The organism is Bacillus jepli, assembly GCF_047238305.1.
Lineage (GTDB): Bacteria > Bacillota > Bacilli > Bacillales > Bacillaceae_L > Ferdinandcohnia.
Genome location: NZ_JBDFMO010000001.1, coordinates 28,707 through 55,451, shown reverse-complemented (window position 1 = coordinate 55,451; position 26,745 = coordinate 28,707). Strand labels below are relative to the sequence as shown.

Sequence of the window (26,745 nt, the reverse complement as noted above, 5' to 3'; positions counted from 1 at the left end):
TAAAGAACTATTGAAAAAAATTCACATAACCTAATCGTAGAATTTCATTAAAGTGTCAAATTAAAAGCAGTATCAGTCAATTTTTTACTAAAAGTAAGTGCTTTCAGTCAAATAATTTCATTTTTCTTATGTTATGATAATGTTATCATCAAGAATTGAAAGGATGGTAGAGTTGAGACAGCCTATATTGCCAATTTACCGATTAACCGGCAGGCAAGAATTCATACTAGACTATCATTCTCATCAAGAATATGAAATTTATTTTTTTCATAGTGGTTCCTGCCGTTATTTGATTAAAAATCAAATCTATGATTTGGAACCTGGGGATATTCTCTTGATGGATGGAAAAACACTACACAAACCGATTGTTTCTCCAGAAGCGGAGTACATTCGTAGTACAGTTCACTTTTCTGCACAATGGATTGAAAACGTTTTAAGGGAGTTGAATGCAGAATATTTACTGGATGTATTCCGGAAAATACAGCATTGTTTAATCAGGACAAATGAAAACCAACAATCGAAGAAATTGGAGGAATTAATTTGTCGAGTAGACGAATTGTATAGGACGTCTGACAAAAATCAGCTTTCTGTTGCGGAAATCGAAATGAAAGTCCTTCTTATCCAGATCTTAATCCTTCTTGATAAGATGGGAAACGCTAATTCATATAAAAAACCTGAAACAAAGGACGATAAAACAGATTATGTTGAAAGTATTGTTACCTACATTCAGGAACATTATATGGAAAAGTTAACGATTGATTCGATCGCAAAATCACTTAATTTAAGTAAGTCCTATCTGTCACATTTGTTTAAAGAAATAACTGGGTTTACAGTAATGGAATATTTAATGGCAACAAGACTAACACAGGCAAAATACATGTTAGCTTTGGAGCCGGATAAACCTTTGAAGGATGTTTCACTTGATTGCGGTTTTGAAAGCGCCTCGCATTTTAGTCGTTATTTTAAGAGTAAAGTTGGAATGACCCCAAAGGATTATCGTAAATTACAAATAAATGAAGAAGGGAAGTAAAAAGAATGAAAAAAGTAAGATTAGGTATTATTGGCTTAGGTGCACAAGGTGGAGCATATGCAGGTTTCATAGCTGAAGGAAAAGTTCCAAACATGGAAATTGGAGCGATTTGTGACATCGATCCAGCCAAAAAAACAGAGGCTAAAGATAAGTTTCCAAATGTACCATTTTATGAAGATTATATCGAGATGATGGAAAGTGGAGATGTTGATGCAATTGTAACAACAGTTCCACATTACCTACATCCTGAAATGACAATTGAAGCACTAAAAAGGGATATTCATGCATTAGCAGAAAAGCCGGCTGGTGTTTATACAAAACAAGTAAAAGAAATGAATGAATTTGCAGCTTCAAAACCAGAATTAACATTTGCAATCATGTTCAATCAAAGAACGAATGAACTTTACAAAAAGGTAAAAGAAATTATCGATAATGGTGAAATCGGTGAAATTCGCCGTACGAACTGGATTATTACAACTTGGTGGAGACCACAAGGCTATTATGACCAAAGTGCGTGGAGAGCAACTTGGGAAGGTGAAGGCGGCGGTGTTCTTGTAAACCAAGCTCCACACCAATTAGACCTACTTCAATGGATTTGTGGAATGCCGAAAAAGGTTTATTCAAATGTTAAGTATGGGTACCAAAGAAATATTGCCGTTGAAGACGAAGTAACTGCATTACTTGATTACGGTAACGGAGCAACTGGTGTATTTGTAACATGTACACATGATGTTGTAGGTACAGACCGCTTTGAAATCCTAGGCGATAAAGGGAAAATCGTTGTTGATGATAGTAAGAAGGTAACGATTAAACGTTTAACAAGACCAGAAAATGAAATGAGCAACAGCATGAGCATGCAAGATGTCATGAAAATTTTCATGGGACAATCTGATGACAAAATCTTCACTGAAGAAGTAATAGAGTTTGAAAGCGTTTGGGGCGCTCAACACTCTTCAGTATTAGAAAACTTTGCAGCTAATATCTTAGACGGAACTCCACTAATTGCTCCAGGAAGCGATGGAATTAATGGTGTTCAATTAGCAAATGCGATTCACCTTTCAAGCTTCCTTGGAAAAGAAGTAGAAATTCCAGTTGATGAAGAGGTTTATTTAGCAGAGTTAAATAAACGTATTGAAGAAGAAAAAAAGAATCCTATAAAAAAGTAAGTAACGAACCAAACTAGAAATTGGCAATTCGCTGGTTTCTAGTCATTCATCTTCACTCTTAGAGGAGGAAGGATTTTATGCTTAAAGTAGCAGTAGTCGGCTTAGGAGATATATCAAAAATTCATATACCTGCTATTCAGAACAGTTCTAAAGCGGAATTGGTTGCCGTTTGTGATATAAATGAAGAGCTTCGCAATACTGTTGAAAATGTAAATTTTTATACAGATCTAGAAGAGATGCTTAATAAAGAAGAATTAGACTGTGTTCATATTTGTTTACCACACTATGTTCACTACTCCGCAACAAAGGCAGTTGTGGAAAAGGGTGTAAATGTCTTTTTGGAAAAACCATTAGCAAGAAGTGCGGAGGAAGGAATGTTCGTAGTTGATTTGGCAGAACAACACCCAGACGTAAAAATTTGTGTAAGTCTGCAAAATCGCCTAAATGAAACATTTATTAAGCTAAAAGAAATAGTAGATAGTGGGGAGTTAGGCCAGGTAACAGGTATTAAAGGTCTTGTTACATGGTTCCGTCCAAAATCCTACTACGATGTAAAGCCTTGGCGTGGCAAAATGAAACTTGCTGGCGGCGGAGTTATGATTAATCAGTCGATCCATACATTGGATTTGATGCAAATAATCGGTGGAGAAATTGAAACAATCCGTGGGTCTATTGACCAATTGGTTGATTATGGATATGAAGTGGAAGATACAGCTGTTGCAAATATTAAATTTAAAAATGGTGCAACTGGATTATTTTTTGCAACGACTACGTATGCAACTAATTCGTCTGTAGAATTTCAAGTCATCCTTGAAAAAGGCAAATTAACCATTAAAGATAGTGTTCTTTCTATTACTGATAGCGAAGGCGTTAAAAAAAGATTGATAGAGGATTCGAAGCTTCCAGGAAGTAAGTTTTACTATGGAGCTAGCCATGATACATTAATCAATCAATTTTATGATGCGATTATTAACAATACAGAAGATTATATTCATGTTCAAGATGCTCAAAAATCAATGGAAATGATTAGTGCAATCAGAAGATCTTCTGAGGTTAAAATTCCAATTAAAATGGAGGTATACAAATGACAAAAGGCAGAATTGGCGTTCAAATGATGATGCTTAAGAAAAAGGTAGAAGAACTTGGTGTTTATGAAACAATGAGAAAGATTCATGAGCTTGGATTTGGTGCAGTTGAGGTTTCTCAAATTCCAATGACAGAAGAAAATGTAGCAGACTTAAAAAGAGCAAGTTCAGATTTTAATATCAAAATTGCAGCTCTATCTGCAGCATTAGAACCAATGTTTGAAAATGCACCAGGTGAAGCCTTGTCTACACACTTTGACAAAATTGTAAGTGACTGTAAGACTCTAGATTGTAATTTTGTTCGTATTGGAATGCTTCCTTTTACAGTTATGGGAGATAAAGATAAAATCATGGGCTTTATCGAAAGAGCCGAGGAAATGGCACATCGATTAGCAGAGCATGGAATTGAATTATACTATCATACTCACCATGTGGAATTTGAAAAATACGATGGTGTGTATTTACTAGACCTTATTAAACAAAACACAACAAAATTAGGATTTGAATTAGACGTACACTGGATTCAACGTGCTGGTGAAAATCCTGTGAAAATTATCCAAGAATATAAAGACCGTATTTCATTACTTCACTTAAAAGACTATCGAATCACTAAGTTCGAATTTAATCCAGATGACATGAAAGATATGGCAGGATTCATGAACAAATTCTCTAACATCATTCAATTTGCAGAGCTGGGTGAAGGCAACATGGATATTGCATCGATGATTGAAGCAGGTAAGGATAGTGGAGTACAATACTTCCTAATTGAACAGGATGACACATATGGGCGTGATCCATTTGAATGTCTTGAGGTATCTGCTCAGCACTTAAGAAAAATTGGTTATGCAGACTGGTTCTAATAGGAAAAGCGCAAGGCGCACGTAGTGGAACATCGACTAACTACTGCCACGTCCTGTGGCAAACGTCGATGTCAGCACTTCCTGTGCAAGTACAAGCATAAGTCGAGCGCTGACAGAAGGTGCATTTTACCTTCCGAAGCGATTGGCTTATGACCAGAGAGCCGATGGCGCATGGAGCTAGACGTCGAAAACTAAGTAAAAAGTATAAGCAAGCACCTTGTGAAGATGAAAATCTAAATTTTTGGTGCTTGCATTTTTTACTATATAAACTAACAGGAGTGATTCAACAAATGAGTAGTAAAGATGGAATGAATTATGCACCAAAGGGGAAACCAAATCCTGTAGTTAAAGAAGGGGAATTTCCTATTGCTGCAGTTGCTCTTGATCATGGGCATATTAATGGTATGTGTAATGGATTAGTAGAGGCAGGTGCAACATTAAAATGGGTCTATGATCCAGATCCTGAGAAGGTAGAAAAGTTTATTGAAGCATTCCCTGAAGTGCAAGTTGCAGAGTCATTAGAGCAAGTCTTAGAGGATAAGGAAATTAAACTAGTTGCAGCAGCTGCCATCCCAAATAAGCGTAGTGAATTAGGGATAAAGGTAATGGAGGCAGGTAAGGATTACTTTACCGATAAAACTCCGTTTACTTCATTAGAGCAATTAGAAGAAACAAAGAAAGTAGTGGAACGTACAGGTCAAAAATACATGGTTTATTTCAGTGAAAGACTTCATGTTGAGGCAGCTGTTTTTGCGGGGGATTTAATTAAGCAAGGGGCAATTGGCCGTGTAATTCAAGTAACAGGCTTTGGCCCACATCGCCTTAATGCTGACAGTCGCCCTGACTGGTTCTTTAAGAAAGAACAATATGGAGGCATTCTCTGTGATATCGGAAGCCACCAAATTGAACAGTTTTTATATTACACAGGAAACGAAGATGCAACCGTTCTTCACAGTAAAGTAGGGAACTATAATAACCCAGAGTATCCGGAACTAGAGGACTACGGTGATGCAACTCTAGTAGGTGAAAATGGTGCTACTTTCATTTTCAAGGTAGATTGGTTTACACCAGATGGATTAGGTACATGGGGAGATGGACGTACATTTATTACAGGAACTGAAGGCACAATTGAATTAAGAAAGTATATTGATGTCGCTAAAAATGAATCAGGAGATCATCTGTTCCTAGTGAATAAAGAAGGCGAAAAACATTATGAGTTACGAGGAGAAGTTGGTTTTCCTTTCTTCGGACAACTTATTTTAGATTGTGTCAATCGCACTGAAAATGCTATGACACAAGAGCATGCATTTAAAGCTGCAGAACTATGCTTAAAGGCTCAGAAACAAGCGATTGTTGTAAGTAAATAAGAAAAGAAAGCACAAGTGCTTGTCTGGGCAAGGCGCTGGAGCTGGACATAGGTACTAGCAACTGGTCAAACTACACTGGTTTGACCAGTTTTTTTGAGTATGAAGGATTTCTTAACCAAATGCTGAAAATATAGATTCGATCCTTTTGTTAAAGAGGTTTCAAACGCTTTATAGGTATAGATTTAGATCGTTTGACTAGGTAACAAACGATTTAAATGTTTTTTAGTAGATTAGAAGTTTTTTCTGTCTTTTTGTTTGTATTAATTATAAGAAATATGAAAAGAGGATATCCGATGACAGGAGACCAACGTAAAAAGATGATCATTTTAATGGTCAATATGTTTATCGCAATTGGAAGTTTTGGTATTATTATTCCTATTTTACCTGCTTATCTCGAATCGATTAATGAGGGGGGAAAAGCTGCTGGACTTATGATTGCTATTTTTGCGGGAGCCCAGTTCATTTTTTCACCTGTCGCAGGAAAATGGACGGACCAATATGGTCGTAGAAAAATGATTATCTACGGGTTAGCAGGATTAACACTATCCATGTTTATTTTCTATTTTGCGGATTCAATTTGGTTACTATATGCATCTCGCGTCGTTGGTGGCATTGGTGCGGCACTTCTTGTCCCCGCTATATTTGCCTATGTCGCAGATATAACAACCATGGAACAACGTGCAAGAGGTAACAGCTATGTGTCTGCGGCTATGTCTCTAGGAATTGTTGTTGGACCAGGAATTGGTGGGTTTCTTGCAGATTACGGTATAAAATTTCCATTTTTAATATCCGCATTGGTTTCTCTTGTATCGGTTATTTTCTCCTTTGCAGTCCTAAAGGAAAGTCAGCAAAAGGAAGAAGGCTTCATGCCTGTTGATGATGAAACCATGGCAAGAAAGCTAGTACGCTCTGTACGAATGCCATTTTTTATTCCATTGGTTATTACACTTGTCATGAGCTTCGGTTTAATGACTTTTGAATCAGTGATTGGTCTTTTTGTAGATAACCAGTACAATGCAACACCACAGGAAATTGCAATGATGATAACATCGACTGGACTAGTTAGTGTAATTGTTCAATTATTTGTTGTGGATCGTATGGTAACACGCTTTGGAGAAGGTAAAATCTTAACCATTTTTATTTCAGTAGCTGCATTCAGCTTTCTTCTTTCCTTGGTTGCAAATAGTTTTGAAATGTTTTTTGGAATTACACTACTCGTCTTCCTAGCAACTTCCATCTTACGTCCTGTGTTAAATACATTGATCTCTAAGCTTGCAGGGAATGAACAAGGATTTGCAATGGGAATGAATAACGCATACATGAGCATTGGAAATATATTAGGTCCAACACTTGGTGGATTATTATATGATGTACAAATCATCTATCCATTTATTCTAGGGCTTTTACTACTCGTTGTCACCTTACTCATTACAATGCTATGGCAAAAAAACGCAAAGTCAAAAGTACAGTTTAAAGCAATGATTTAACAAAGAAAGCGAATGGCTTCTGAAGTGATTACCGAACCTATGTGCTTGGTCAATTATTCTCTAATCTATGTAGATAAAGCGCCAGTCGATTCACCCAAACAAAGGAACCCCCAGCTTTTTAAGGCATTGGATGAAATTCGTATTTTTTTGAAAATGTTTTATTAAATTTGTAGAAAAAAGTCTTGTAAATAAAAGCGGTTTCATTTATTATAAGACTATAGAATTAATTTGTTGGCCAAACAAATTATAAGATATCTAATTCGATATCTTGGTTATCTGTCTATTTGTTTGTTTAGTAGAGAAATTAATAACTAAATTGTAAGCGTTTGACAATAAGCAATATCTAATTTGAAAGCGGTTAACGCCAGGGGGGCTAATTATGTCAACAATTGCTACAAATAATCAACAATACAATAAGGCTAGGCTTTGGGAAATTGGTTTCTTTGCATTAAATAATACAGCAACAAATCTTTACATGTTTATCATGATGTTTGTATCTTATTATGCAGCTGGAATAGCAGGAATTGGGGTTGTGGTAGTAAGTACTATTCTAACCTCAATGAGGATATTTGATGGTATTACAGATCCAATAGTAGGATATATGGTAGATAAAACGGAAGGTAAATTTGGTAAGTTTCGACCATTTATGATCATAGGAAATATTATTTTAGCTGGTTCTGTACTAGTGTTATACAATGTAACACACTTGATCCCGGAATCATTCAGACTATTATTCTTTATTTTAATTTATGCAATCCACATTATTGGATATACATGTCAAACTTCAGTTACTAAAGCAGCGCAAACAGTATTAACGAATGATCCGAAACAACGTCCATTATTCGCAGTATTCGATGGAATTTATAACACATTACTTTTCACTGGTGGACAAGTCTATGTAGCGTCTTATTTAATCAAAAAATATGGCGGCGACTTCAATATGGGACTTTTTACAGAATTAAACACTATAGCTATGATCCTTGCGGGTGTATTTACAGTTTTAGCTGTAATTGGACTTACAAGTAAAGATAAGAAGGAATACTTTGGATTAGCAGAGGAAACTGTTCAAACGAAATTCCGTGATTTCTGGCCAATTTTGAAAAAAAATAAACCATTATTAAAGTTGATTACTGCTGTAACCGTTGACAAATTAGCATTCTCTCTTCTACGTCACGCAGTAGTAGTAGTTATGTTATTTGGTATCTTAATCGGTGATTATGGATTAAGTGGTACAATTTCAATGATTACCATTGTTCCTACATTATTGATCACGTTCTGGGCTGTGGCGAAAGCAAGAAAAACGGGTATGAAAAAAGCTTTCCTTTTCTCAACTTGGATCGCATTAGGTACTTTTATCGCACTAATGGCAATGTTTATAATGATTGATGGTTCAACAATCTCTTTGAGTAACTTAGGATTAGCAACAATCCTTTTCATTGTTTTATACACTTTGGCATTGGGATTTGGTCAAGTACCATCAACTCTTGTAAACCCAATGATTGCAGATGTTTCTGATTATGAAACTTCAACTTCTGGAAGATATGTACCAGGTATGATTGGAACGATGTTCTCATTCATTGATAAACTAATCACATCTTTAGCACCAGCTATCGTTGGTTTTGCAGTTGCTCTAATCGGATTTAAGGATGCGTTCCCAACAGTTAAAGATGTGCTAACACCTGAACTTAAAGTAGTAACAATTATCTTAGCATTTGGTATTCCTGCTTTAGCATTAACAATCTCTGGTTTAATCATGAGTCGATACGAACTGGACGGTACAAAAATGGAAGAAATCCAGGCAAAAATTGCTGCGAAAAAATCCAAGCATACAAATGATGATGATCAAAAAGTTGCTAATTAAATAGTGCCTGCAATGTAAACGCTTATTTAGGATAGCGACTAAGAAACCCCTCTTGTCTTAGTGTGAAATACACTAAAACAAGGGGGGTTTTTGTATCCTGTTAAAACGTCTATTTTGATAGGGGGAAACGGGGGTAGATGGACTCGCAGTTATGGTGCAAGAAATTCAAAAGGGAATTGCAGATATTAAAAGGAAACATAGGAAAGGTGAATATACATCCTCCAATGCCTTCTGAGTGAGAAATAGCAAAGTGTTTTAAGGTAGCTCATCAGTTGGTGGGCCATTTTTTCACACAATGATAATTTTTAACACATGAATGGCAGGAATCTGAATATATTATTCTATTAATCAAAGTCTATTGACAACAATATACAAGTGGTGATAAAGTTCAACTCATAAAAAATTTTCAGGTAATTTAAATTACAAAAAAATAGTTTGTTTGATGAACAAATTTTTAAAACAATAAGGGTAACTAAAATGGAGGATTTTTACTTTAAATGATCTGAAAGTGGTGAAAAACTTTGACAAATTTAACTGGAGCGAAACGTTTACAATTAGCGTTTATTTTAGGAGCACTCGGACTTTTAGGTCCATTTACAATAGATACATATTTGCCATCATTTCCAACTATCGTTGAAGATTATCATACGAATGCATCACTGGTCCAAATTAGTTTAACGGCATGTCTATTAGGACTAGGGTTAGGTCAATTGATTATTGGACCAATGAGTGATGTACATGGGCGACGCAAGCCATTGCTTGTTTTTCTTATCCTGTATATACTTGCTTCAGTAACTTGTGCGTTTGCACCTAATATTTATTTCTTTATCACATCCCGTTTTATACAGGGATTTGTGGCAGCCGGCGGGATTGTGATTTCTCGGGCGATTGTTCGAGATGTTTATAACGGCAGGGAGCTTACAAAGTTTTTCGCATTATTAATGTTAGTCGGAAATCTCGGGCCAATTGTTGCACCAATTGCGGGTGCGGGGATTCTTGCCTTTGGAGATTGGAACTGGGTGTTTATCGTTTTGAGCTGTATAGGCATAGTGTTATTATTGACCGTTGTATGGAAGTTAGAGGAAACGCTACCACAGGAGAACCGTATTCCTAGCAACCTTCCACAGATTGTAAAGAATTTTGGAACCCTTTTAAGGGATCAGCAATTTGCAGGCTACACGTTGACACAGTCCTTTATCATCGCAGGAATTTTTGCTTACGTATCTGGTATTTCGTTTGTGTATCAAAATATTTATGGTGTGTCTCCTCAAGGATTTAGTTTGTTATTTGGTGTAAACGGTATTGCTCTTATTATCGGCAGCCAGTCAGTTGGCCGACTTTCTGATTTCATATCCGAAAAAACCTTTTTAAAAATTGGTTTGATTATGGCTAATACATCTGCTGCCTTATTACTCTTAGCCATTTTTCTACAAGCACCGCTATTCTTGTTTGCGATGCCGATTTTCTTTTTTGTTTGTTCGATTTCGATTATTTCAACAACATCCTTTTCATTAGCAATGGAATCACAAGGCCATATTGCTGGAAGTGCTTCTGCATTATTAGGGGTTCTGCCATTTTTCTTTGGCTCCTTAACGGCTCCGCTTGTCGGGTTAGCTGGAGAGTATTCAGCGGTACCAATGGGCATCATAATCTTTATAGCATGCTTTTTTGCTTTCTTATCTTATTACGGATTGATTCGCAAAGCTCCTATGCAGGTACACTCTAATAAGATAGGGAAAGAAATCAATTAACCAATGATTATAAAAACATAGACTTCCCAAAGCGTCAGCTGGATTTGATCTAGCAGGTTTCATGCCCCTTTGTTTTAGCCGTTTTTACTAATACAAATTTTTTACATGTGTGTTCTGAAAAAAAATTGAACGTTGATAGCTCGCCAGTCTGGCGGGCTATTTTTTTCGACGAATGCTATACTAGCAGTAGTGAATTTTCGAATGAAAGGGAAGGGAATCATGGACAAAAAACTTCCACCGAATCATGAGCATGTTGATGACGGCATGATCAAACTTGAGGTAAATCTTGATAATATGTCGGGCGAATGGCTCGGCTATGTCATGGATTTATTATTTGATGCAGGGGCAAATGATGTCTATTACACCCCGATCTATATGAAAAAAAATCGCCCAGCTGTCCTCCTTCAGCTTCTTTGCTCAAAAAGCAAATTGGATAAAATGAAGGAAATCCTATTTGCTGAGACCACCACACTAGGTTTACGGTATTATCCTTTGACTGTTCACCGCCTCGAGCGAACTTTTACAGAAGTGATGACTCAGTGGGGCAAAGTTACGATAAAAGAGGGAATTTTTGAGGGAGAATCAGTTCAAAAGTCTCCAGAATATGAAGATTGCAGACGCATAGCCGAAGAACATGGCGTTCCATTGAAAAAAGTGTATGAAGAGGTGTGGAAGGAGATAAACAATAGGGGGTAAAAGAGGCTGCCATTCGGCTGTTACTGTTTTTATTTTTCATTTACTGTTTTTAATGGTAGAATACTGTTCTTAATTTGGATTTACTGTTGTTATTTTATTAATACTGTTTTTAGAGCTGGTTACATGTGTTTAGGTGAATACTGCTACTAGCTCCAAAATTGAAATAACCCACTGAAGCCAGTGGGTTACATTTTACATATCATTCAATTCCAGTTGAATATACTTTTTCGTATTCGGACCATAGATCCCATCATCGGCAAGAGCGGCATACATCGATTGGAATCTTCGAACAGCATCCTCCGTTAATGGACCATAGTTACCATCAATCATTTTAGGATCAAAGTGGATATGCTTTAAGGCACGTTGGATCATGCGAACCTCTTCGCCCTTGTCGCCACGTCCCCAAACGCCATCAGGAAGCGGAAACTCTTCATAGGTTGAATTGCCCTGCTTAATAACTTCCTCAAGCTTCCTCAAAGTCGCTTGACCAACTAGACCATCTACAGCTAACCCAAATCGTTTTTGAAATCGCATGACTGCAGTCTCTGTTTCAGGACCAAAGCTCCCATCCGCACCATAACGAGGTAATGGAAAACCAGCTTTAATTAAATCTTGTTGAATTTCCTTAACGAATGCACCTTTATTACCTCTTCGAATTGGAAGTCGTGTTGACACTACACCAACAACAGGCTTTGGGTTGCTCGTCGGAATCCCTTTAAAATCGCGATTATACGATTCTTGTACATCATTTATAAATTCTTCCCAAGACACACCATGTGGGCGCAGCGCATTCTGTGGGTCTGATCTTCGCGAAGGATCTAATGTGCTATGGGCAACGATATGTCTTTTCGGATCTAAATTGAATTTGTCACATAAATAAGCATGGTACCAGACATATCGATTATATGCCTCTTGGAAATTAATTTTCCCTCCGTGACAAAACTCCACACCAATCGCTGCATCATTAGCATCATCACCAAACATTCGATTGTCTGTCGTTACATTGTAGCGAACATGCCATGCTTTCTCAGTAAGCGGAATGATTTCCAATATATATTTATCATCAATAAACGTATGGGCAGAAGCACTTGGCTGTGATCGGTCAAAATAATTTCGATTCCCATAGGCCGTTGAACCGGGATTTCCAGTATCATGACTTACGATAAAACGGACCTTTGAAATCTTTTGACCTGAACGTGAATTTCCAAAACGAATATAATCTCTAGTAATTGGATACTCCATTTCATTCACCTCCATGAACTATGAGTATTACAATCCATTTATTTTATGCCTTTAATATTTATAACGTGCCAAAATAGGCTTGGTTCATGGAGGAGACGAGGGAGCATGTGTTGTCAAAATGAAAAAACCGAAGGAATTTCCCTTCGGTTTTAACAACATACCTATTTCTTTTTCCGTTTCTTCGCTCTAGCATCGGCTGCGTTAGAGCGTGCTAATGCCTCTAAATCATCCTGGTCAGCAAGCTCACGTGAGAACTCGACATCACGACCATCTGATTTCATATTTTTTGGAACCTGTGGTAGGCTCCCTTTGTTTTTATCTCGTGATTTTTGTCCCCTTGATCGTCCCATTATCAACACCATCCTAAGACAATAATGGAGAGGTCGCTTATGGCAACCTACTCAATTATAGGATGACCTTGATGACGAGCTTCATAAGTGGAAGATACTGATATGTATTACTTTTTCGTCGTATACCCGCCGGCTCGATCGGCCATTTTAAATTCCCTAGAATAAGTTACAGCCTGCATGCTGCTTAATGTGCTTTTCGACTTTTCACGCCTTTTATCTTTTGGCATCAAAGTTCCCTCACTTTCTAAGTAATGTAGTATTATTTTATCCATCCAAAAAAATTCCAAACAAAAAACCCGTTAAAAAACGGGTTTGAATGTTAAGCTTCTTTCAAATGCTCTTCCTCGGAAATATGGCCAACACGCATTGTGTGGAAGGTATATAAATCCTTTGATACTTCGAAAATGTTATAAATATCGCCATTGGCATTTAGTTCATCCAGCAAAGACTTTCGTGTTTCATTTGCGAAAGTGACATATGGGAGTTTATGAACGGCCATCATCGAGCGCTGATTAACCTTACGAACTCTCATAAAAATCGTTTCAATTCCAAGTTCAAAAAAGAGTTCAGCAAAGAATGCATCCTTCGCTGGTTGGTTGTAGCCTTTACCGTGAAATGGTTTGCCAAGCCAAGTACCGAGGAAACCAGCATTGTCTTGGATATCGAATAAATTAATGGTTCCGATTGGAGAGCCCCATTCATCTAAAATGGTACGTGAAATGAGTTCACCTCGCTCTTCTGCCTCAATCGTTTGCTTGGTTAAAAATAAAAACTCTTCGTAAGAATATGCCTTTTGACGCACAAAAGGAAAGACATCCGGGTGCACCATTAAGTCATAAAGAGCTTGACTATCTTGAAGTTCACGCTTTTTTAGCATCAGTTTCCCCTCCAAATGAGGACAGACCGGACCTGTGGTGTCGGATCCACCCTCGAAATTTTTTGTGTTATTAAAAAATTTCGGGGTGGGAATCGAACCCACTAGAACCAGTGAAACTGGTGGCGCACCATTTGCCTTCCCTAAAGTTAGCCAATTGAATTAGCCAAATTTAAGTTTGTATTCTATTGTTGATCACATTTTTTTTACTTCACTTTAGGTATCATACTCGAAACCTTTGTAAAAATAAATAGGTTTTTTGTGAAATTTTTGTATCAAATTATTGGTAATTTCGACCTTTCTGTAGAATCTTACAAGACTATGTCGAATCATCTTTGAAAAATGCTAGTTAACGCCTTTTCCACAGTATCATATGTAAAAGCAAACCCATTTTCCACAAGTTTTTTCGGAAGCACTTTTTGGCCTTCTAAAACTAAAATGCTCATTTCACCAAGTAAAAGCTGTAAAGCAAATCCGGGTACAGGGAGCCAATGTGGACGACGAAGCACGGTTCCTGCCGTTTGACCAAACTCCTTCATTCGCACTGGATTTGGTGCAGTGAAATTAACAGGTCCACTTACGTTCTCGTGATGAAGAAGAAAATCAATTCCTTTCAACACATCATCAATATGAATCCAAGATAGCCACTGTTTGCCAGAGCCAATTGTACCCCCAATAAAAAAATGATAGGGAAGAACCATCCGTGTTAAAGCACCGCCGTTAGCACCTAGCACAACGCCAAGTCGTAAGAGACAAGTCCTTACACCCAATGTAGCGGCTTGATTTGCTTCTTGTTCCCAAGCAGATACAGTATTTGCAAGAAAATCATTCCCAACCTCACTCGATTTTTCCGTAAAAGTCTCACTCTCAGAGGTTCCATAAATACCAACGGCACTTGCATTTAATAATACCTTTGGCTTTTTCGGTAATGAAGAGATAAGGCGAACAATTTCCTTTGTCGCAGTCACCCTACTATCCAAGATACTTTTCTTTCGAGCTTCCGTCCATCTTCCGCTATTCAAAGATTCACCCGCCAGGTTAATAACAGCGTCAACCTCCTGAAGCTCAATTTCTGGAGTGCTATTTGCCTTTAACCACTCTACAAAATGTAGCCTGGGGTGATGACTTGTTTTGGTAGCATTTCTCGTTAAAATAAACACTTCATGATTTTGGTCTAAAAGGTAATCCGTAAGTCTCTTCCCGACAAAGCCTGTTCCTCCTGCAATGGCAATCTTCATGGTTTTCGTCCTTTCCATCTCGTTTCCTACATAATTCAATAAGTTTTCCATATATCCTTCAAAAATCTTGTGCTACTATTAAAGGGAGGTGTAATTCAAATGGCGATTATAGCAAAAATCACAACTCAAAAGAAAAACACGGAACGATTTAATATTTACCTTGATTACGGAAATGGCAAGGGAGAGGAATATGCTTTTAGCGTTGACCAAGATATCCTGATTGCCTTTCAACTCAAAAAAGGGATGGAACTGGACGACCTTGATATTACGGAAATCCAATTTGAGGATGAAGTAAAGAAAGCCTTTAATTTGGCGTTGAACTTTTTATCATATAGAATGCGATCAAGGAAGGAAGTCATTGATTATCTGAAGAAAAAAGAAGTAGATGATCCTATTATTCCTGATGTGATGCATAAGCTTGCTGAATATAAATATGTGAATGATGAGGAATTTGCAAAAGCCTATGTTCAAACGCAAATCAATACAACAACAAAGGGACCTGAGGTTATTAAACAGGAGCTTTTTGAAAAAGGAATTGACCCGGACACACTAGCGAAAAGTCTTGCGCTTTTTACGATGGACGAGCAAATTGCAAAAGCCATTAAGCTGATTATAAAAACAATCCCTAAAAACAATAAAGCGTCAGAGCGCCAAACGAAACAAAAGCTTGAGCAAACTCTTCAAAGGAAAGGCTATTCATGGGATGTTATTCAAATCGCCATGGAAGAAGCTGAAACCGAGAAAGATACAGATGAAGAGTGGGAAGCCCTAAAGCATCAAGGGATGAAAGCCCATCGTAAATATGAAAAATTAGATGGATGGGAATACGAACAAAAAATGAAGGCGGCCCTTTTCCGAAAAGGCTTTGATTTAGATATGATTGACAAATTCATTGAATACATAAAGGACGGAGAAAACTGACATGCAGGAAAAACGATACAGTCAAATGACCGAATTTGAATTAAGACAAGAAATTGCAACCTTAAAAGAACAAGCACGTAAAGCCGAACAGCTTGGCATTGTTAATGAGCTTGCTGTCCTTGAACGTAAAGCAGCGATGGCTAAGGCGTATATGCTAAATCCAGCCGATTTTAATAAAGGGGAAAAATATGAAATTGATGGCGACCCTGGTAGTTTTTTTAAAATTCATTACCTCAACGGAGTATTTGCATGGGGGCACCGCGTCGGGCAAGAGGACAAAGAAGAGGCATTACCGATTTCATTACTTCTTAAAAAATAAAACCAGAGAGAAGGATCTCTCTGGTTTTCAATGTTCTAGGAGCGTTTTCTAGTCTCTCGCTCCAAGATGATGAGGTTTTGGGTCAATCTTGTTTCCCCGTTCACCTGTGCCCAAGCATGTTTCGGATTAGCCCATGCTTGTTGGAACGGATTGTTGTATTCATTTCGTTTATATCCTTTTTTACCCATTACACGCACCTCCGATTTTTAGGCCCCACAGCAAGTGGTGTTCACAGTCTTTCATGAACGAAAAACTTTCTTCTAAAATCTTTGAAGGTTAAGTGATTTTAAAAATCGTGTCGTTCACTTGAAGCTTTCATTCGCTCCTGTGGATGTGTGTTAATGGAACCATCTGCTCTTGTTGAAGCGTATTCAGCCTTTGCTCTAGGCTCACCCTGAAACTTATTACGATTCTGATTTGGGAATCCTCGTTCTTTGTTTCGCATACGAATACCTCCTAAAGGGCATTTGGACATCGTGTAAAAAGGGATTTCTCGCCTTTAAACACGTATTACTAGTATGGAGTTCATGCCTTCTTAACATGTAAAAAGGATAACGTGAATTAATGGAAATCCCCATAACAATTGTTGTTATGGGGAAAATGGGTCAGCTTGGAAGAAGATCAAGTTTTTTACGAAGCTTTTCTTCACTAAAAATCCAGCCAGTATAGGATGTCATAATGTTTAAATCAAGGTCTAACTGAACAACCGCGACAAATGGGTAATGCCCTTTGCTTCGATAACGCAGATCAATAAAGCGAACCTCATAGTAATCATCATACTCGTCGATTTCCCAACGATAGACCGGTGAAAAGTGAAGAAAGGCTGCCAAGTTCTTGTCTTTTTTCGCCGCATTAACAACTGGAGTATCAGGAATTGAGCGCTTTACAAATTGGTCCTGAAGGATGATTTCATAATTTTTTGAGCGTGCCACATAAAAATATTTATCGGTCACGACTGCAATATGCCATTGATTAAAGCGATATGTTGGCGAAATGATGATGTCTTTGATATCTTCATCGATTTTAGCCCGAACCCCTAACTCGACCTTATTTCGCATTCGAAAACGGATGATATAATAGACAAACAGGATGGCATAAACCGAGAAAAAAGTAACTCCCGGATGTAAGCCAAGCTTCCAAACAATAATCCCTGCTATATGAAGCAAGAAAATAAATGGATCGAATGTATTGATAACGCCTAAAGCAACCCATTTATGTGAAAATGGACGTAATGCCTGTGTTCCATATGCATTAAAAATATCGACAAATACATGGAGGATCACACCGATAAAGGTCCACATCCAGAGATGTAGAAGGTTAGCTTCTGGGAAAAAGAAATAAAGAGCGCCTGTGATTAAAATGGGCCACAGTAGCACGGCCGGAATGGAATGTGTGATTCCACGGTGATTTTTTATATAATTAGCATTGTTACGCAATTTAAGTATGGTATCAAGGTCTGGTGCCTGTGAACCAATTAACGTTCCAAATAGAACAGCATGAGTAGTAGCGGGGTTGACTGTTACAACTGGGTCAAGAGTGGCGATACCACCTAACGCAAGACCCATAACAATATGTGTTCCTGTGTCCAAAAATGGGACCTCCTTTTCCATACGCGTCTATGATTAATGTAACCAAAATCAACTATTTAAATAAATTATGATACCTTTATTCAGCAGTTGTGGACTACTACTGAAAATGGGTAAAGCAAGTAGCGGATTTTCAAATCGAGCAGAAATCGCTAAGGCGTTTTTGATAATAATAACACCTTGTGAGAGGGAATGGTAAAAATTAATGAAAATGTTAGAAGATTTTTCAATAAATGAATTCCAAAAGGATTTAATTGGGTGGTTTGAAAACGAACAAAGGGAACTGCCTTGGAGACAGGATCAGGACCCATATAAAGTTTGGGTTTCTGAAATCATGCTCCAACAAACAAGAGTCGATACCGTCATTCCATATTTTGAGAATTTCATTTCCAAGTTTCCAACAATTGAGGCACTTGCAGATGCTGACGAAGAAAAAGTTCTCAAAGCATGGGAAGGCTTGGGCTATTATTCACGGGTGAGAAACCTACATGCGGCAGTTAAAGAAGTGGCGCAAGAGTATGGTGGCAAAGTACCTAACACGGTGGAGGAAATTTCAAGTCTAAAAGGTGTCGGACCGTATACAACTGGGGCCATTTTAAGTATTGCGTATGGAATCCCTGAGCCAGCCGTCGATGGTAATGTGATGCGTGTTCTTTCAAGGATTTTATCCGTCTGGGATGACATTGCAAAACCGAAAACCCGTCAATTGTTTGAAGACATTGTAAGAGAACTGATTTCAAAAGAAAATCCATCTGCTTTTAACCAAGCATTAATGGAATTAGGCGCATTAATTTGCGTTCCTGGAAACCCGGCCTGCCTACTATGCCCGGTTCGTGATCACTGCAGGGCTTTTGCGGAGGGCGTCCAAAAAGAACTCCCTGTAAAAAGTAAGAAAAAAGCGCCAACCGCTGTTTCAATGGCAGCAGTTGTCTTGCAAGACGAAGAGGGGCGATTTATCATTCATAAACGTCCGGAAAAAGGACTTTTAGCAAATTTATGGGAGTTTCCAAATCACGAAACGATTTTAGATCTTCAAGCGCCAAAAGAACAGTTGGGTGAATTTTTAAAAAAGGAATATGAAGTTGATGCAAAAATGGGACAAGCATTTACAACGATTCAACATGTGTTTTCCCATCTGATTTGGAATATAACTGTTTTTGAAGGGAAAATAGAAGGATCCGTAGTAGAAACAGACACTCTAAAACTTGTCAGTTTAAAGGAGCTAGAGGAGTATACATTCCCTGTCTCCCATCAAAAAATACTAAAAAGCTTTCTCAATCGATGAGAAAGCTCCTTTTTTCATTCAGTCATACGACATCCTAATATCACTCGTATAGTCATGGTTACGATAGAAACCGCCTCTGGCTTCAATTTCTTGGATAATTTCGCGGTGAAGGGACTGCCCCTCCGCATTTAAATATGGAACAATTTGTTGAAAGGAATGGTGGAAAAAAGCTAATTCGCTTTCCTTCCATTCATTTTTTGGGATCATTGATAAATGAGTCATGTCACGACCAGAATACATCTTCAATTACCCTCCTTTTGATGGGTGTTCAAAAAGTCTCTACTTTGAACCCTCACTATTAATTCCTTTGTTCATAATAAGATTATCCAATTGTAGAAAAATTATCCTAAAAATCAAATATATTTTTTTAGGGATATTAATTTCACATCTGGGACAAATTAATGGTCGTGGAGGTGATAACAATGGCTAAACAACCAAACAAATCTTCAGCTGGAACAAACATTGAGCAAGTAAGACAACAAAACGCTCAATCTCAAGGTGCTGGTGGTCAATACGGTACGGAGTTTGCTAGCGAAACAAATGCTCAAGAAGTAAGACGCCAAAACCAACAGTCACAGTCTAACAAAGGCCAAGGCTAACATAAACAAGATATTTATACTTAACACAAAACACTTCCAAGCATGCGTTGGAAGTGTTTTTTAGTGATGTGCCCAAAGCTGGTTAAATAAATGAAGGACATTCAGGTGAGGGAACTTGCTCAAAAAGTCCTTCAAAGCGGGATGAAGACCATTCCGGCTAGGGAGCCCCCCCGAAAAGTTCTTCATAAGCCAGATGAAGGGTTTTTCCTTCTGATCTGACAAAACCTCCTATATTCCTACATACAAAGACAAAGGAAATTAAGTCTATTTAAAGAAATAATAGGTAATAACAATAATGATGGTTCATAGACAATAGGAGGATACCAAGATGAGCAATTTTAATGAGCTTGTTGGTGAACAGTTAAAAACAATGGACAAGCTACTTTTCATTCAATCCGAAATTGAGAGATGCCAGGAACTAGAGTCTCAAATTTTAGAACTTCAAAAAGAAACAGAGCTCGAAACGATACAAGAAGAGATTAAACGTATGCAGGAAGAACTTGTGCAAATTCATGACTTATTTCAAAAACAAACCGAAGAAGTCATCCAATCCTATCAGGGCAAATTGCAACAAACAGTCTAAACAAAGAGGAGTCATCGAAAATTTCCGATGGCTCTTTAGTTTTAAAATACTAGTTGAACCGTTATAATAATAGAAAAAGGTTTTTCTTTGTTTTTATACTTTCGATAAGGGAGATTTCATAAATGAAATTTGAATATGTATAAGACAAAGCTGCCCAAAGTGAAAGTAGGGAGAGAAAATGGGTATTCCCATGGAAGGAGATAAAATACAAATCCATAGTTATAAACATAATGGCCATATTCACCGTGTGTGGGAAGAAACGAGAGTGCTAAAAGGAACACAGAGCCTTGTAATTGGCGGAAATGATCGCACAACCGTGACTGAATCCGACGGTCGTACTTGGATTACACGTGAACCGGCTATATGTTATTTTCATGCGCGCCATTGGTTTAATATTATTGGAATGATACGTGAGGACGGTGTGTACTATTATTGCAACATCAGTTCTCCATTCATATCCGATGACGAAGCGTTGAAATATATTGATTATGATTTGGATATTAAGGTTTTCCCAGATATGACATTTATCCTACTAGATGAGGATGAATATGAAAAACATCGTCGTGAAATGAATTATCCAGATGTAATCGATAAGATATTAAAAAATAATGTAGACAAGCTTATCCAATGGATTCGTGGACGAAAAGGTCCATTCGCACCAGACTTTATAGATATTTGGTATGAGCGCTATTTAACTTATCGAAGTTAACAATTTAGGAGAACCTGTTGAAATAAGCAACAGGTTTTAACATTTTATAAGAACACAACTTGAAGGAAGGTCAGGGGTTTGGGGAGTACTAGACGTTATATGAAATTCGTGAAGCCGTACCGGTTTCAAATCTTGATTACGATCATTATTGGGATAATTAAATTTTCGATTCCGATGCTCACACCATTGTTACTGAAATATGTATTGGATGATGTTATTGCAGCAGAACTTACGCAGGATGAAAAACTATCAAAGCTTTTCCTCGCAATGGGAATCATGTTCTTTATTTTTCTTGTACTGCGACCACCTGTCGAATACTATCGCCAATATTATGCGCAATGGGTCGGCACTAAAATACTATATGATATCCGCGACCAGCTGTTTGACCATATTCAAAAGCTGAGTCTTCGATATTATGCCAACACAAGAGCGGGTGAAGTGATCTCAAGGGTTATTCATGATGTAGAACAAACAAAGACCTTTGTTATCACAGGATTGATGAACCTGTGGCTTGATCTTTTTACTATCTTTATTGCCATTGGCATTATGCTGACATTGGACGTTCCATTAACTATCGTGTCTATCATTTTGTTCCCACTCTATGGATTCTCGATTAAGTATTTTTATGGTAGACTTCGTCATCTGACACGTGCTCGCTCACAAGCGCTAGCAGAGGTGCAGGGGTATCTTCATGAACGGGTTCAAGGGATTCCTGTTATCCGAAGCTTTGCAATTGAAGACCATGAACAAAAGCTTTTTGATAAGCAAAACAGTAATTTTCTTCAGAAAGCATTAGACCATACAAACTGGAATGCGAAAACCTTTGCAGTCGTTAACACCATTACGGATATCGCACCACTTCTCGTGATTGGGTATGCTGGATATCAGGTCATTCTAGGAAATTTAACAGTTGGTACTTTGGTTGCGTTTGTTGCGTACATAGACCGACTCTATAATCCGTTAAGACGACTCGTGAACTCATCGACAACATTAACACAGGCACTCGCGTCAATGGACCGGGTTTTTGAATTTATTGATGAAAAATATGATATCGTCGATGCACCTAATGCAGTTGAATGTAAAAATGTATCCGGGAATATGAAGTTTGAAAATGTTTCATTCTCCTATGGGGATGATGACGATGATCAAATTGTATTAAAGGATGTCAATCTAGATATTAAAAGCGGGGAAACCGTTGCCTTGGTTGGAATGAGTGGTGGCGGAAAATCGACACTCGTTAGCTTAATTTCAAGGTTTTATGATGTGACAGATGGAAGGATTCTTTTAGATGGAACGGATATCCGCTCCTATAAGGTAAGAAGCCTCCGCGATAAAATCGGGATGGTTCATCAGGATACCTTTTTATTTAGTGAATCAGTTAAGCATAATATTCTTCTCGGTAAACCGGGAGCTACTGACGAGGAGATTATTGAAGCGGCTAAAGCGGCAAATGCCCATGAATTTATCGAAAATCTTCCACAAGGCTATGATACAAAAGTAGGAGAAAGAGGCGTCAAGCTATCAGGTGGTCAAAAACAAAGGATTGCAATTGCTCGTGTATTCTTAAAAAATCCGCCATTATTGATTTGGGATGAAGCCACTTCGGCATTGGACCTTGAGAGTGAACATTTAATTCAGGAATCACTAGAGGAACTTGCTAAAAATCGAACAACCTTCATCGTTGCACACCGATTATCAACGATCACACATGCAGATAAAATTGTCCTCATTGAACACGGGGAAATCGTCGAAATCGGCACACATTCTGAATTAATGAGCAAAAAAGGACATTATTACGACCTATTCCAGGTTCAACAATTAGATGATTAAAAGACACGGATATCCATTTCCGTGTCTTTTTTCATTCGACAAACTTTGTTATTTCCAGGGAAATGCTGTCGGATAATAGCGGAAAAATCCCTTCAAATCTCGAAGCCTTTTTTTACATTGAGGTAATATTTAAGACAACTTGTTAATAAAACTTCTTGTAAAGGCAGGTGGAGTGGATGGGGGAAAAAATAATCGAGGTCAAGGGTCTTCGTACTTCTTTCTTTACCGATGAAGGGGAAATACCAGCAGTTGACGATGTTGATTTTCATATAAACGAAGGAGAAATTTTGGGGGTAGTTGGAGAATCAGGATGCGGAAAGAGTGTCACATCGTTATCCATAATGGGACTAGTTCCAATTCCTCCTGGAAAGATTGTGGGAGGCGAAATTATTTTTAATGGTGAAAATCTTGTTCATTTCTCTGAGAAAAAGATGCGCCAAATTAGAGGAAACGAGATTGCAATGATCTTCCAGGAGCCGATGACATCTCTCAATCCTCTGTTTACAATTGGGGATCAAATGGTAGAGGGAATCAAGATTCATATGAAATGGGACAAGAAAAAAGCGCGTGCAAGGGCAATTGAAATCATGAAACGGGTCGGTCTCCCACGCGCGGAAGAATTAATGAACGATTACCCACACCAACTTTCAGGGGGGATGCGGCAAAGAGTGATGATTGCAATGGCTATGGCCTGCAATCCAAAACTATTAATTGCCGATGAGCCTACGACTGCTTTAGACGTCACAATCCAATCCCAAATTTTAAAGCTGATGAAAAAATTAAACGATGAAATGAATACGGCGATCATGTTGATCACCCATGATTTAGGTGTTGTTGCGCAAATTTGTGAGCGAGTCGTGGTTATGTATGCCGGAAAGATTGTAGAAGAAGGGAAAGTTTCGTCCATTTTTAAAAGTCCTAAGCATCCATATACGAAAGGCTTGTTAAAATCAGTACCCGATATCCGCAATAAAAATGAGCGACTTTATTCCATTCCGGGGAATGTACCAAAGCCAGGTTCGATTAAACAGGGGTGTCGATTCGCAGAACGCTGTGAGCATGCGTTTGATCGCTGCTTTATAAATAATCCTGAGCTTTACAATGTCGATGATAACGGACATCGTGTTCGTTGCTTTTTACAGTTTGGAGAGGAGGAAAGCAATCATGACACAACCTTTACTACAAGTCCATAACTTAAAAAAGTATTTTCCAATCCAGGGGGGCGTGTTTGGAAAAAAGATAGGAGACGTAAAGGCGGTTGACGGGCTTTCCTTTTTTGTAAATAAGGGTGAAACATTAGGAATCGTTGGGGAAAGTGGATGTGGAAAATCCACAACAGGGCGACTGATTTTACGGCTTTTGGAACCAACGGATGGCCAGGTTCTATTTAACGAGAAGGACGTTACGAATCTATCAAAACTTGAGATGAGAAAGCTAAGGCGTGACATGCAAATCATTTTTCAGGATCCATATGCGTCCCTTAACCCAAGACATACAGTCGAAAAAATACTAGAGGAACCCCTGATTGTTCATGGGATTGGAGACAAAAAGGAAAGAAAACGTAGAATACGAGAAATGCTAGAGGTTGTCGGTTTAAGTAGTTATCATGCGAAGCGCTATCCGCACCAATTTAGTGGAGGTCAGCGTCAACGCATAGGTATTGCAAAGGCGTTAATGACCAATCCATCTCTAATTATTGCAGATGAGCCTGTTTCTGCGCTCGATGTCTCGATTCAATCACAGGTATTAAACCTCATGGAAGATTTACAGAAGAAATATGGCTTGACTTATATATTTATTGCACATGATTTAGGGGTAGTCCGGCATATAAGTGATAGAGTGGGCGTCATGTATTTAGGAAGAATCATAGAATTGACAGAAAGCGAAAAGCTGTATAACAAGCCTCTTCATCCATACACAGTAGCATTATTGGAAGCGGTGCCAATTCCGGACCCGGATTATAAAAACGAGACAGCGGGCATTACCGGGGAGATACCAAGCCCCTCCAACCCACCTGCGGGTTGTGCGTTTCACACAAGATGTCGGAGTTGCATGGAGATTTGCAAAACGACACATCCAGAGTTTAAGGAAGTGGAAGACGGTCATTATGTTGCTTGTCATCTCTATTAGAACAACCTTAGAGTGGCTTGTAACAATCATGATAAAAAATATAGCTTTTAAGGGGGAATTTCTTTGTTTAAGAGGAAAGGGGTATTACTCTCATTTCTATTCCTACTCCTAGTATCAACAGCTTTAGTCGGTTGTAATGGAGGAAGTGAAAAAGGAAATGAAAGTCCGAATGAGGGAGAAAAGCCAACAGGAGAAACACCATCAGCAGAGGTACAAACTGAGCTTGTATTCGGGCGCGGTGGGGACTCTGTGTCTTTAGATCCGATTACAACAACAGAAGGGGAAACCTTTAAGGTTACAGTGAATATTTTCGAAACGTTAATTAATTATGGAGAGCAAGATACAACTTTACAACCCGGTCTAGCAACAGAATGGACACCTTCCGATGATGGTCTTGAATATACATTAAAGCTACGTGAAGGTGTCAAGTTCCATGATGGAACAGATTTTAATGCGGATGCAGTGGTGAAGAATTTCGAGCGTTGGATGAATGGAGATGCCGATCAATTCCCTTACTACACCATGTTTGGTGGATTCAAAGGGGATGAAGGACACGTGATTAAAGAGGTAGTAGCCGAAGACGATTATACGGTAAAATTCACGCTAAATCGTCCTCAAGCGCCATTCTTAAAGAACCTAGCGATGTCTCCATTTGGTATGGCAAGCCCGGCTGCACTTGAGAAATATGGGGATGATTTTATGAAAAATCCAGTAGGTACGGGTCCTTTCAAATTTGTCGAATGGAAAGAAAACGACAGAATTACGATAGAAAAAAATCCTGATTATTGGATGGAAGGCTATCCGAAGCTAGAAAAAATCATTTTTAGATCAATCCCTGAAAACTCTGCACGTTTAAATGCATTGCTAGCTGGCGAAATCGATTTAATGGATGGAGTGAACCCATCTGATCTTGAACAGATTCAAGGAAATCCGGACCTTCAAACGTTTGAGCGTCCTTCAATGAACGTTGGATATTTAGGTTTTACAGTGACTCGACCACCATTTGATAATAAACTTGTTCGTCAAGCACTGAACCACGCGATTGATAAAGAAGGAATTATTGAGGCGTTTTATGGTGGACTTGCAGAGCCTGCGAAAAATCCACTACCACCAGCATTAGAAGGCTACAATGATGAGATTGAACCCTATCCATATGATTTAGAGAAAGCGAAGGAATTATTAGCTGAAGCAGGCTACCCAGATGGATTTGAAATGGAACTTTGGGCAATGCCTGTACCACGCCCTTATATGCCAGATGGAATGAAGGTAGCAGAAGTCATCCAATCAAGTTTCGCAGAAATTGGTGTGAAAGCAGAAATTAAAACAGTTGACTGGGGAACGTATTTAGAGCAAGCGGCTAAAGGTGAATTTGATGCCTATATGCTTGGTTGGACAGGGGACAATGGTGACCCGGATAACTTTATCTATACTTTATTAGATAAGGATAGCATTGGAAGCAATAACTATTCATATTACAGCAATGATGAGCTTCACGATATTCTAATAGAAGCACAAACCATTCCTGATCAAGAGCAACGTAATGAACTATACAAAAAAGCACAAGAAATCATCCATGAGGACTCTCCATGGGCGCCACTTGTTCACTCAACACCGTTGTTGGCTGGAAAGAAAAATCTTAAAGGATTACTCCCACACCCAACTGGGTCGGATATTTTAACGAAGGTTGAGTTCGAATAAGAAATTGAAAGTTTGAGAGATGTCAAAGGGGAGTTTTCATTACTCCTCTTTGGTGTCTATTTTTCAAACAAAAGGGGT

General features: G+C 38.3%; 28 protein-coding genes and 1 pseudogene. 19 read left to right on the top strand and 10 right to left on the bottom strand.

All coding sequences use genetic code 11. From position 1 onward, the window contains the following. Nucleotides 1-172 precede the first annotated feature (172 nt). The 9 genes from ABC371_RS00340 to larC2 all read left to right on the top strand — a co-directional run bounded on the left by ABC371_RS00340 (nucleotide 173) and on the right by larC2 (nucleotide 11,303). Complete coding sequence (locus tag ABC371_RS00340; RefSeq protein WP_412895036.1) at nucleotides 173-1,030, top strand: AraC family transcriptional regulator; 858 nt, start codon at nucleotides 173-175, stop codon at nucleotides 1,028-1,030. Between the two features lie 5 nt (nucleotides 1,031-1,035). Then, nucleotides 1,036-2,196: a Gfo/Idh/MocA family protein gene (locus ABC371_RS00335; protein ID WP_412895035.1), complete on the top strand. Its 1,161-nt coding sequence runs from the start codon at nucleotides 1,036-1,038 to the stop codon at nucleotides 2,194-2,196. A 77-nt stretch (nucleotides 2,197-2,273) separates the two neighbouring features. Continuing rightward, entirely contained in the window at nucleotides 2,274-3,284 is a 1,011-nt protein-coding gene (locus ABC371_RS00330) for a Gfo/Idh/MocA family protein (protein ID WP_412895034.1), read from the top strand. Then, nucleotides 3,281-4,141: a sugar phosphate isomerase/epimerase family protein gene (locus ABC371_RS00325; RefSeq protein WP_412895033.1), complete on the top strand. Its 861-nt coding sequence runs from the start codon at nucleotides 3,281-3,283 to the stop codon at nucleotides 4,139-4,141. Before ABC371_RS00330 ends, ABC371_RS00325 begins: the two co-directional genes overlap by 4 nt. 290 nt (nucleotides 4,142-4,431) lie before the next feature. Beyond that, nucleotides 4,432-5,508, top strand: coding sequence for a Gfo/Idh/MocA family protein (locus ABC371_RS00320; protein WP_412895032.1), 1,077 nt, complete (start codon nucleotides 4,432-4,434; stop codon nucleotides 5,506-5,508). A 293-nt stretch (nucleotides 5,509-5,801) separates the two neighbouring features. Further along, on the top strand, nucleotides 5,802-6,995 hold the full coding sequence (locus tag ABC371_RS00315; RefSeq protein WP_412895031.1) for an MFS transporter: 1,194 nt from the start codon (nucleotides 5,802-5,804) through the stop codon (nucleotides 6,993-6,995). A 379-nt stretch (nucleotides 6,996-7,374) separates the two neighbouring features. Further along, nucleotides 7,375-8,856 carry an MFS transporter gene (locus tag ABC371_RS00310; RefSeq protein ID WP_412895030.1) on the top strand — a complete coding sequence of 494 codons (1,482 nt, stop codon included), beginning with the start codon at nucleotides 7,375-7,377 and terminating at the stop codon, nucleotides 8,854-8,856. Nucleotides 8,857-9,377: 521 nt separating this feature from the next. Beyond that, nucleotides 9,378-10,607 carry a multidrug effflux MFS transporter gene (locus tag ABC371_RS00305; RefSeq protein WP_412895029.1) on the top strand — a complete coding sequence of 410 codons (1,230 nt, stop codon included), beginning with the start codon at nucleotides 9,378-9,380 and terminating at the stop codon, nucleotides 10,605-10,607. Between the two features lie 219 nt (nucleotides 10,608-10,826). Continuing rightward, nucleotides 10,827-11,303 (top strand): nickel pincer cofactor biosynthesis protein LarC2, encoded by a 477-nt coding sequence (gene larC2 / locus ABC371_RS00300; RefSeq protein ID WP_412895028.1) that lies wholly within the window; start codon nucleotides 10,827-10,829, stop codon nucleotides 11,301-11,303. A gap of 192 nt (nucleotides 11,304-11,495) precedes the next feature. On the opposite strand, the gene ABC371_RS00295 is transcribed toward larC2, so the two are convergent. The 6 genes and pseudogenes from ABC371_RS00295 to ABC371_RS00270 form a co-directional block, all read right to left on the bottom strand. Then, nucleotides 11,496-11,978 carry a peptidoglycan-binding domain-containing protein gene (locus ABC371_RS00295; protein WP_412899230.1) on the bottom strand — a complete coding sequence of 161 codons (483 nt, stop codon included), beginning with the start codon at nucleotides 11,976-11,978 and terminating at the stop codon, nucleotides 11,496-11,498. A 54-nt stretch (nucleotides 11,979-12,032) separates the two neighbouring features. Continuing rightward, a pseudogene (locus ABC371_RS00290) lies at nucleotides 12,033-12,545 on the bottom strand (peptidoglycan recognition protein family protein); the annotation flags it as partial. Nucleotides 12,546-12,706: 161 nt separating this feature from the next. Further along, nucleotides 12,707-12,895 (bottom strand): YfhD family protein, encoded by a 189-nt coding sequence (locus tag ABC371_RS00285; protein ID WP_412895027.1) that lies wholly within the window; start codon nucleotides 12,893-12,895, stop codon nucleotides 12,707-12,709. 107 nt (nucleotides 12,896-13,002) lie between these two features. After that, the gene (locus ABC371_RS00280; protein WP_116354095.1) at nucleotides 13,003-13,122 is read right to left on the bottom strand and encodes a YfhE family protein; all 120 of its coding nucleotides are present in this window, start codon (nucleotides 13,120-13,122) and stop codon (nucleotides 13,003-13,005) included. 92 nt (nucleotides 13,123-13,214) lie between these two features. Then, a complete protein-coding gene (locus tag ABC371_RS00275; RefSeq protein ID WP_412895026.1) occupies nucleotides 13,215-13,772 on the bottom strand; it encodes a GNAT family N-acetyltransferase in 558 nt (185 codons plus the stop codon). Between the two features lie 326 nt (nucleotides 13,773-14,098). Then, the gene (locus ABC371_RS00270; protein ID WP_412899229.1) at nucleotides 14,099-15,007 is read right to left on the bottom strand and encodes a TIGR01777 family oxidoreductase; all 909 of its coding nucleotides are present in this window, start codon (nucleotides 15,005-15,007) and stop codon (nucleotides 14,099-14,101) included. 99 nt (nucleotides 15,008-15,106) lie between these two features. Between ABC371_RS00270 and recX the strand changes: the two genes are divergently transcribed. Further along, on the top strand, nucleotides 15,107-15,928 hold the full coding sequence (gene recX / locus ABC371_RS00265; RefSeq protein WP_412895025.1) for a recombination regulator RecX: 822 nt from the start codon (nucleotides 15,107-15,109) through the stop codon (nucleotides 15,926-15,928). A 1-nt stretch (nucleotide 15,929) separates the two neighbouring features. Next, entirely contained in the window at nucleotides 15,930-16,247 is a 318-nt protein-coding gene (locus ABC371_RS00260; protein ID WP_412895024.1) for a YfhH family protein, read from the top strand. A 35-nt stretch (nucleotides 16,248-16,282) separates the two neighbouring features. Here ABC371_RS00260 and ABC371_RS00255 read toward each other — a convergent pair whose 3' ends face one another. From ABC371_RS00255 to ABC371_RS00245, 3 genes are all read right to left on the bottom strand, one after another. Beyond that, nucleotides 16,283-16,435: a YpzG family protein gene (locus tag ABC371_RS00255; protein WP_116354056.1), complete on the bottom strand. Its 153-nt coding sequence runs from the start codon at nucleotides 16,433-16,435 to the stop codon at nucleotides 16,283-16,285. A gap of 98 nt (nucleotides 16,436-16,533) precedes the next feature. Next, nucleotides 16,534-16,692: a small, acid-soluble spore protein K gene (locus ABC371_RS00250; RefSeq protein WP_136379421.1), complete on the bottom strand. Its 159-nt coding sequence runs from the start codon at nucleotides 16,690-16,692 to the stop codon at nucleotides 16,534-16,536. Between the two features lie 160 nt (nucleotides 16,693-16,852). Continuing rightward, the gene (locus ABC371_RS00245) at nucleotides 16,853-17,836 is read right to left on the bottom strand and encodes a metal-dependent hydrolase (protein ID WP_412895023.1); all 984 of its coding nucleotides are present in this window, start codon (nucleotides 17,834-17,836) and stop codon (nucleotides 16,853-16,855) included. Between the two features lie 202 nt (nucleotides 17,837-18,038). On the opposite strand from ABC371_RS00245, the gene mutY reads away from it, so the two are divergent. Then, the gene (mutY, locus tag ABC371_RS00240) at nucleotides 18,039-19,118 is read left to right on the top strand and encodes an A/G-specific adenine glycosylase (RefSeq protein ID WP_412895022.1); all 1,080 of its coding nucleotides are present in this window, start codon (nucleotides 18,039-18,041) and stop codon (nucleotides 19,116-19,118) included. Between the two features lie 18 nt (nucleotides 19,119-19,136). On the opposite strand, the gene ABC371_RS00235 is transcribed toward mutY, so the two are convergent. Beyond that, nucleotides 19,137-19,358: a cytosolic protein gene (locus ABC371_RS00235; RefSeq protein ID WP_412895021.1), complete on the bottom strand. Its 222-nt coding sequence runs from the start codon at nucleotides 19,356-19,358 to the stop codon at nucleotides 19,137-19,139. 182 nt (nucleotides 19,359-19,540) lie between these two features. Here ABC371_RS00235 and ABC371_RS00230 point away from each other — a divergent pair, with 182 nt between their 5' ends. From ABC371_RS00230 to ABC371_RS00200, 7 genes are all read left to right on the top strand, one after another. Continuing rightward, complete coding sequence (locus ABC371_RS00230; RefSeq protein WP_412895020.1) at nucleotides 19,541-19,717, top strand: gamma-type small acid-soluble spore protein; 177 nt, start codon at nucleotides 19,541-19,543, stop codon at nucleotides 19,715-19,717. Nucleotides 19,718-20,045: 328 nt separating this feature from the next. Beyond that, on the top strand, nucleotides 20,046-20,300 hold the full coding sequence (locus ABC371_RS00225) for a YgaB family protein (protein WP_412895019.1): 255 nt from the start codon (nucleotides 20,046-20,048) through the stop codon (nucleotides 20,298-20,300). A gap of 178 nt (nucleotides 20,301-20,478) precedes the next feature. Further along, a complete protein-coding gene (gene ntdP / locus ABC371_RS00220; protein ID WP_136379427.1) occupies nucleotides 20,479-21,009 on the top strand; it encodes a nucleoside tri-diphosphate phosphatase in 531 nt (176 codons plus the stop codon). A gap of 78 nt (nucleotides 21,010-21,087) precedes the next feature. After that, on the top strand, nucleotides 21,088-22,839 hold the full coding sequence (locus ABC371_RS00215) for an ABC transporter ATP-binding protein (protein ID WP_412895018.1): 1,752 nt from the start codon (nucleotides 21,088-21,090) through the stop codon (nucleotides 22,837-22,839). 176 nt (nucleotides 22,840-23,015) lie between these two features. After that, nucleotides 23,016-24,032 carry an ABC transporter ATP-binding protein gene (locus tag ABC371_RS00210; protein ID WP_412895017.1) on the top strand — a complete coding sequence of 339 codons (1,017 nt, stop codon included), beginning with the start codon at nucleotides 23,016-23,018 and terminating at the stop codon, nucleotides 24,030-24,032. Then, the gene (locus ABC371_RS00205) at nucleotides 24,004-24,969 is read left to right on the top strand and encodes an ABC transporter ATP-binding protein (protein ID WP_412895016.1); all 966 of its coding nucleotides are present in this window, start codon (nucleotides 24,004-24,006) and stop codon (nucleotides 24,967-24,969) included. Before ABC371_RS00210 ends, ABC371_RS00205 begins: the two co-directional genes overlap by 29 nt. Before the next feature lie 63 nt (nucleotides 24,970-25,032). Then, nucleotides 25,033-26,667, top strand: coding sequence for an ABC transporter substrate-binding protein (locus tag ABC371_RS00200; RefSeq protein ID WP_412895015.1), 1,635 nt, complete (start codon nucleotides 25,033-25,035; stop codon nucleotides 26,665-26,667). The last annotated feature ends 78 nt before the right edge of the window (nucleotides 26,668-26,745 follow it).

What these genes read in the sequence shown, in the direction of transcription:
- ABC371_RS00335 (WP_412895035.1), top strand. Translation starts at nt 1,036, where the DNA reads ATGAAAAAAGTAAGATTAGGTATTATTGGCTTAGGTGCACAAGGTGGA.
- ABC371_RS00330 (WP_412895034.1), top strand. Translation starts at nt 2,274, where the DNA reads ATGCTTAAAGTAGCAGTAGTCGGCTTAGGAGATATATCAAAAATTCAT.
- ABC371_RS00325 (WP_412895033.1), top strand. Translation starts at nt 3,281, where the DNA reads ATGACAAAAGGCAGAATTGGCGTTCAAATGATGATGCTTAAGAAAAAG.
- ABC371_RS00320 (WP_412895032.1), top strand. Translation starts at nt 4,432, where the DNA reads ATGAGTAGTAAAGATGGAATGAATTATGCACCAAAGGGGAAACCAAAT.
- ABC371_RS00315 (WP_412895031.1), top strand. Translation starts at nt 5,802, where the DNA reads ATGACAGGAGACCAACGTAAAAAGATGATCATTTTAATGGTCAATATG.
- ABC371_RS00310 (WP_412895030.1), top strand. Translation starts at nt 7,375, where the DNA reads ATGTCAACAATTGCTACAAATAATCAACAATACAATAAGGCTAGGCTT.
- larC2 (WP_412895028.1), top strand. Translation starts at nt 10,827, where the DNA reads ATGGACAAAAAACTTCCACCGAATCATGAGCATGTTGATGACGGCATG.
- ABC371_RS00285 (WP_412895027.1), bottom strand. Translation starts at nt 12,895, where the DNA reads ATGGGACGATCAAGGGGACAAAAATCACGAGATAAAAACAAAGGGAGC.
- ABC371_RS00280 (WP_116354095.1), bottom strand. Translation starts at nt 13,122, where the DNA reads ATGCCAAAAGATAAAAGGCGTGAAAAGTCGAAAAGCACATTAAGCAGC.
- ABC371_RS00275 (WP_412895026.1), bottom strand. Translation starts at nt 13,772, where the DNA reads ATGCTAAAAAAGCGTGAACTTCAAGATAGTCAAGCTCTTTATGACTTA.
- ABC371_RS00270 (WP_412899229.1), bottom strand. Translation starts at nt 15,007, where the DNA reads ATGAAGATTGCCATTGCAGGAGGAACAGGCTTTGTCGGGAAGAGACTT.
- recX (WP_412895025.1), top strand. Translation starts at nt 15,107, where the DNA reads ATGGCGATTATAGCAAAAATCACAACTCAAAAGAAAAACACGGAACGA.
- ABC371_RS00260 (WP_412895024.1), top strand. Translation starts at nt 15,930, where the DNA reads ATGCAGGAAAAACGATACAGTCAAATGACCGAATTTGAATTAAGACAA.
- ABC371_RS00255 (WP_116354056.1), bottom strand. Translation starts at nt 16,435, where the DNA reads ATGGGTAAAAAAGGATATAAACGAAATGAATACAACAATCCGTTCCAA.
- ABC371_RS00250 (WP_136379421.1), bottom strand. Translation starts at nt 16,692, where the DNA reads ATGCGAAACAAAGAACGAGGATTCCCAAATCAGAATCGTAATAAGTTT.
- mutY (WP_412895022.1), top strand. Translation starts at nt 18,039, where the DNA reads ATGAAAATGTTAGAAGATTTTTCAATAAATGAATTCCAAAAGGATTTA.
- ABC371_RS00235 (WP_412895021.1), bottom strand. Translation starts at nt 19,358, where the DNA reads ATGTATTCTGGTCGTGACATGACTCATTTATCAATGATCCCAAAAAAT.
- ABC371_RS00230 (WP_412895020.1), top strand. Translation starts at nt 19,541, where the DNA reads ATGGCTAAACAACCAAACAAATCTTCAGCTGGAACAAACATTGAGCAA.
- ABC371_RS00225 (WP_412895019.1), top strand. Translation starts at nt 20,046, where the DNA reads ATGAGCAATTTTAATGAGCTTGTTGGTGAACAGTTAAAAACAATGGAC.
- ntdP (WP_136379427.1), top strand. Translation starts at nt 20,479, where the DNA reads ATGGGTATTCCCATGGAAGGAGATAAAATACAAATCCATAGTTATAAA.
- ABC371_RS00210 (WP_412895017.1), top strand. Translation starts at nt 23,016, where the DNA reads ATGGGGGAAAAAATAATCGAGGTCAAGGGTCTTCGTACTTCTTTCTTT.
- ABC371_RS00205 (WP_412895016.1), top strand. Translation starts at nt 24,004, where the DNA reads ATGACACAACCTTTACTACAAGTCCATAACTTAAAAAAGTATTTTCCA.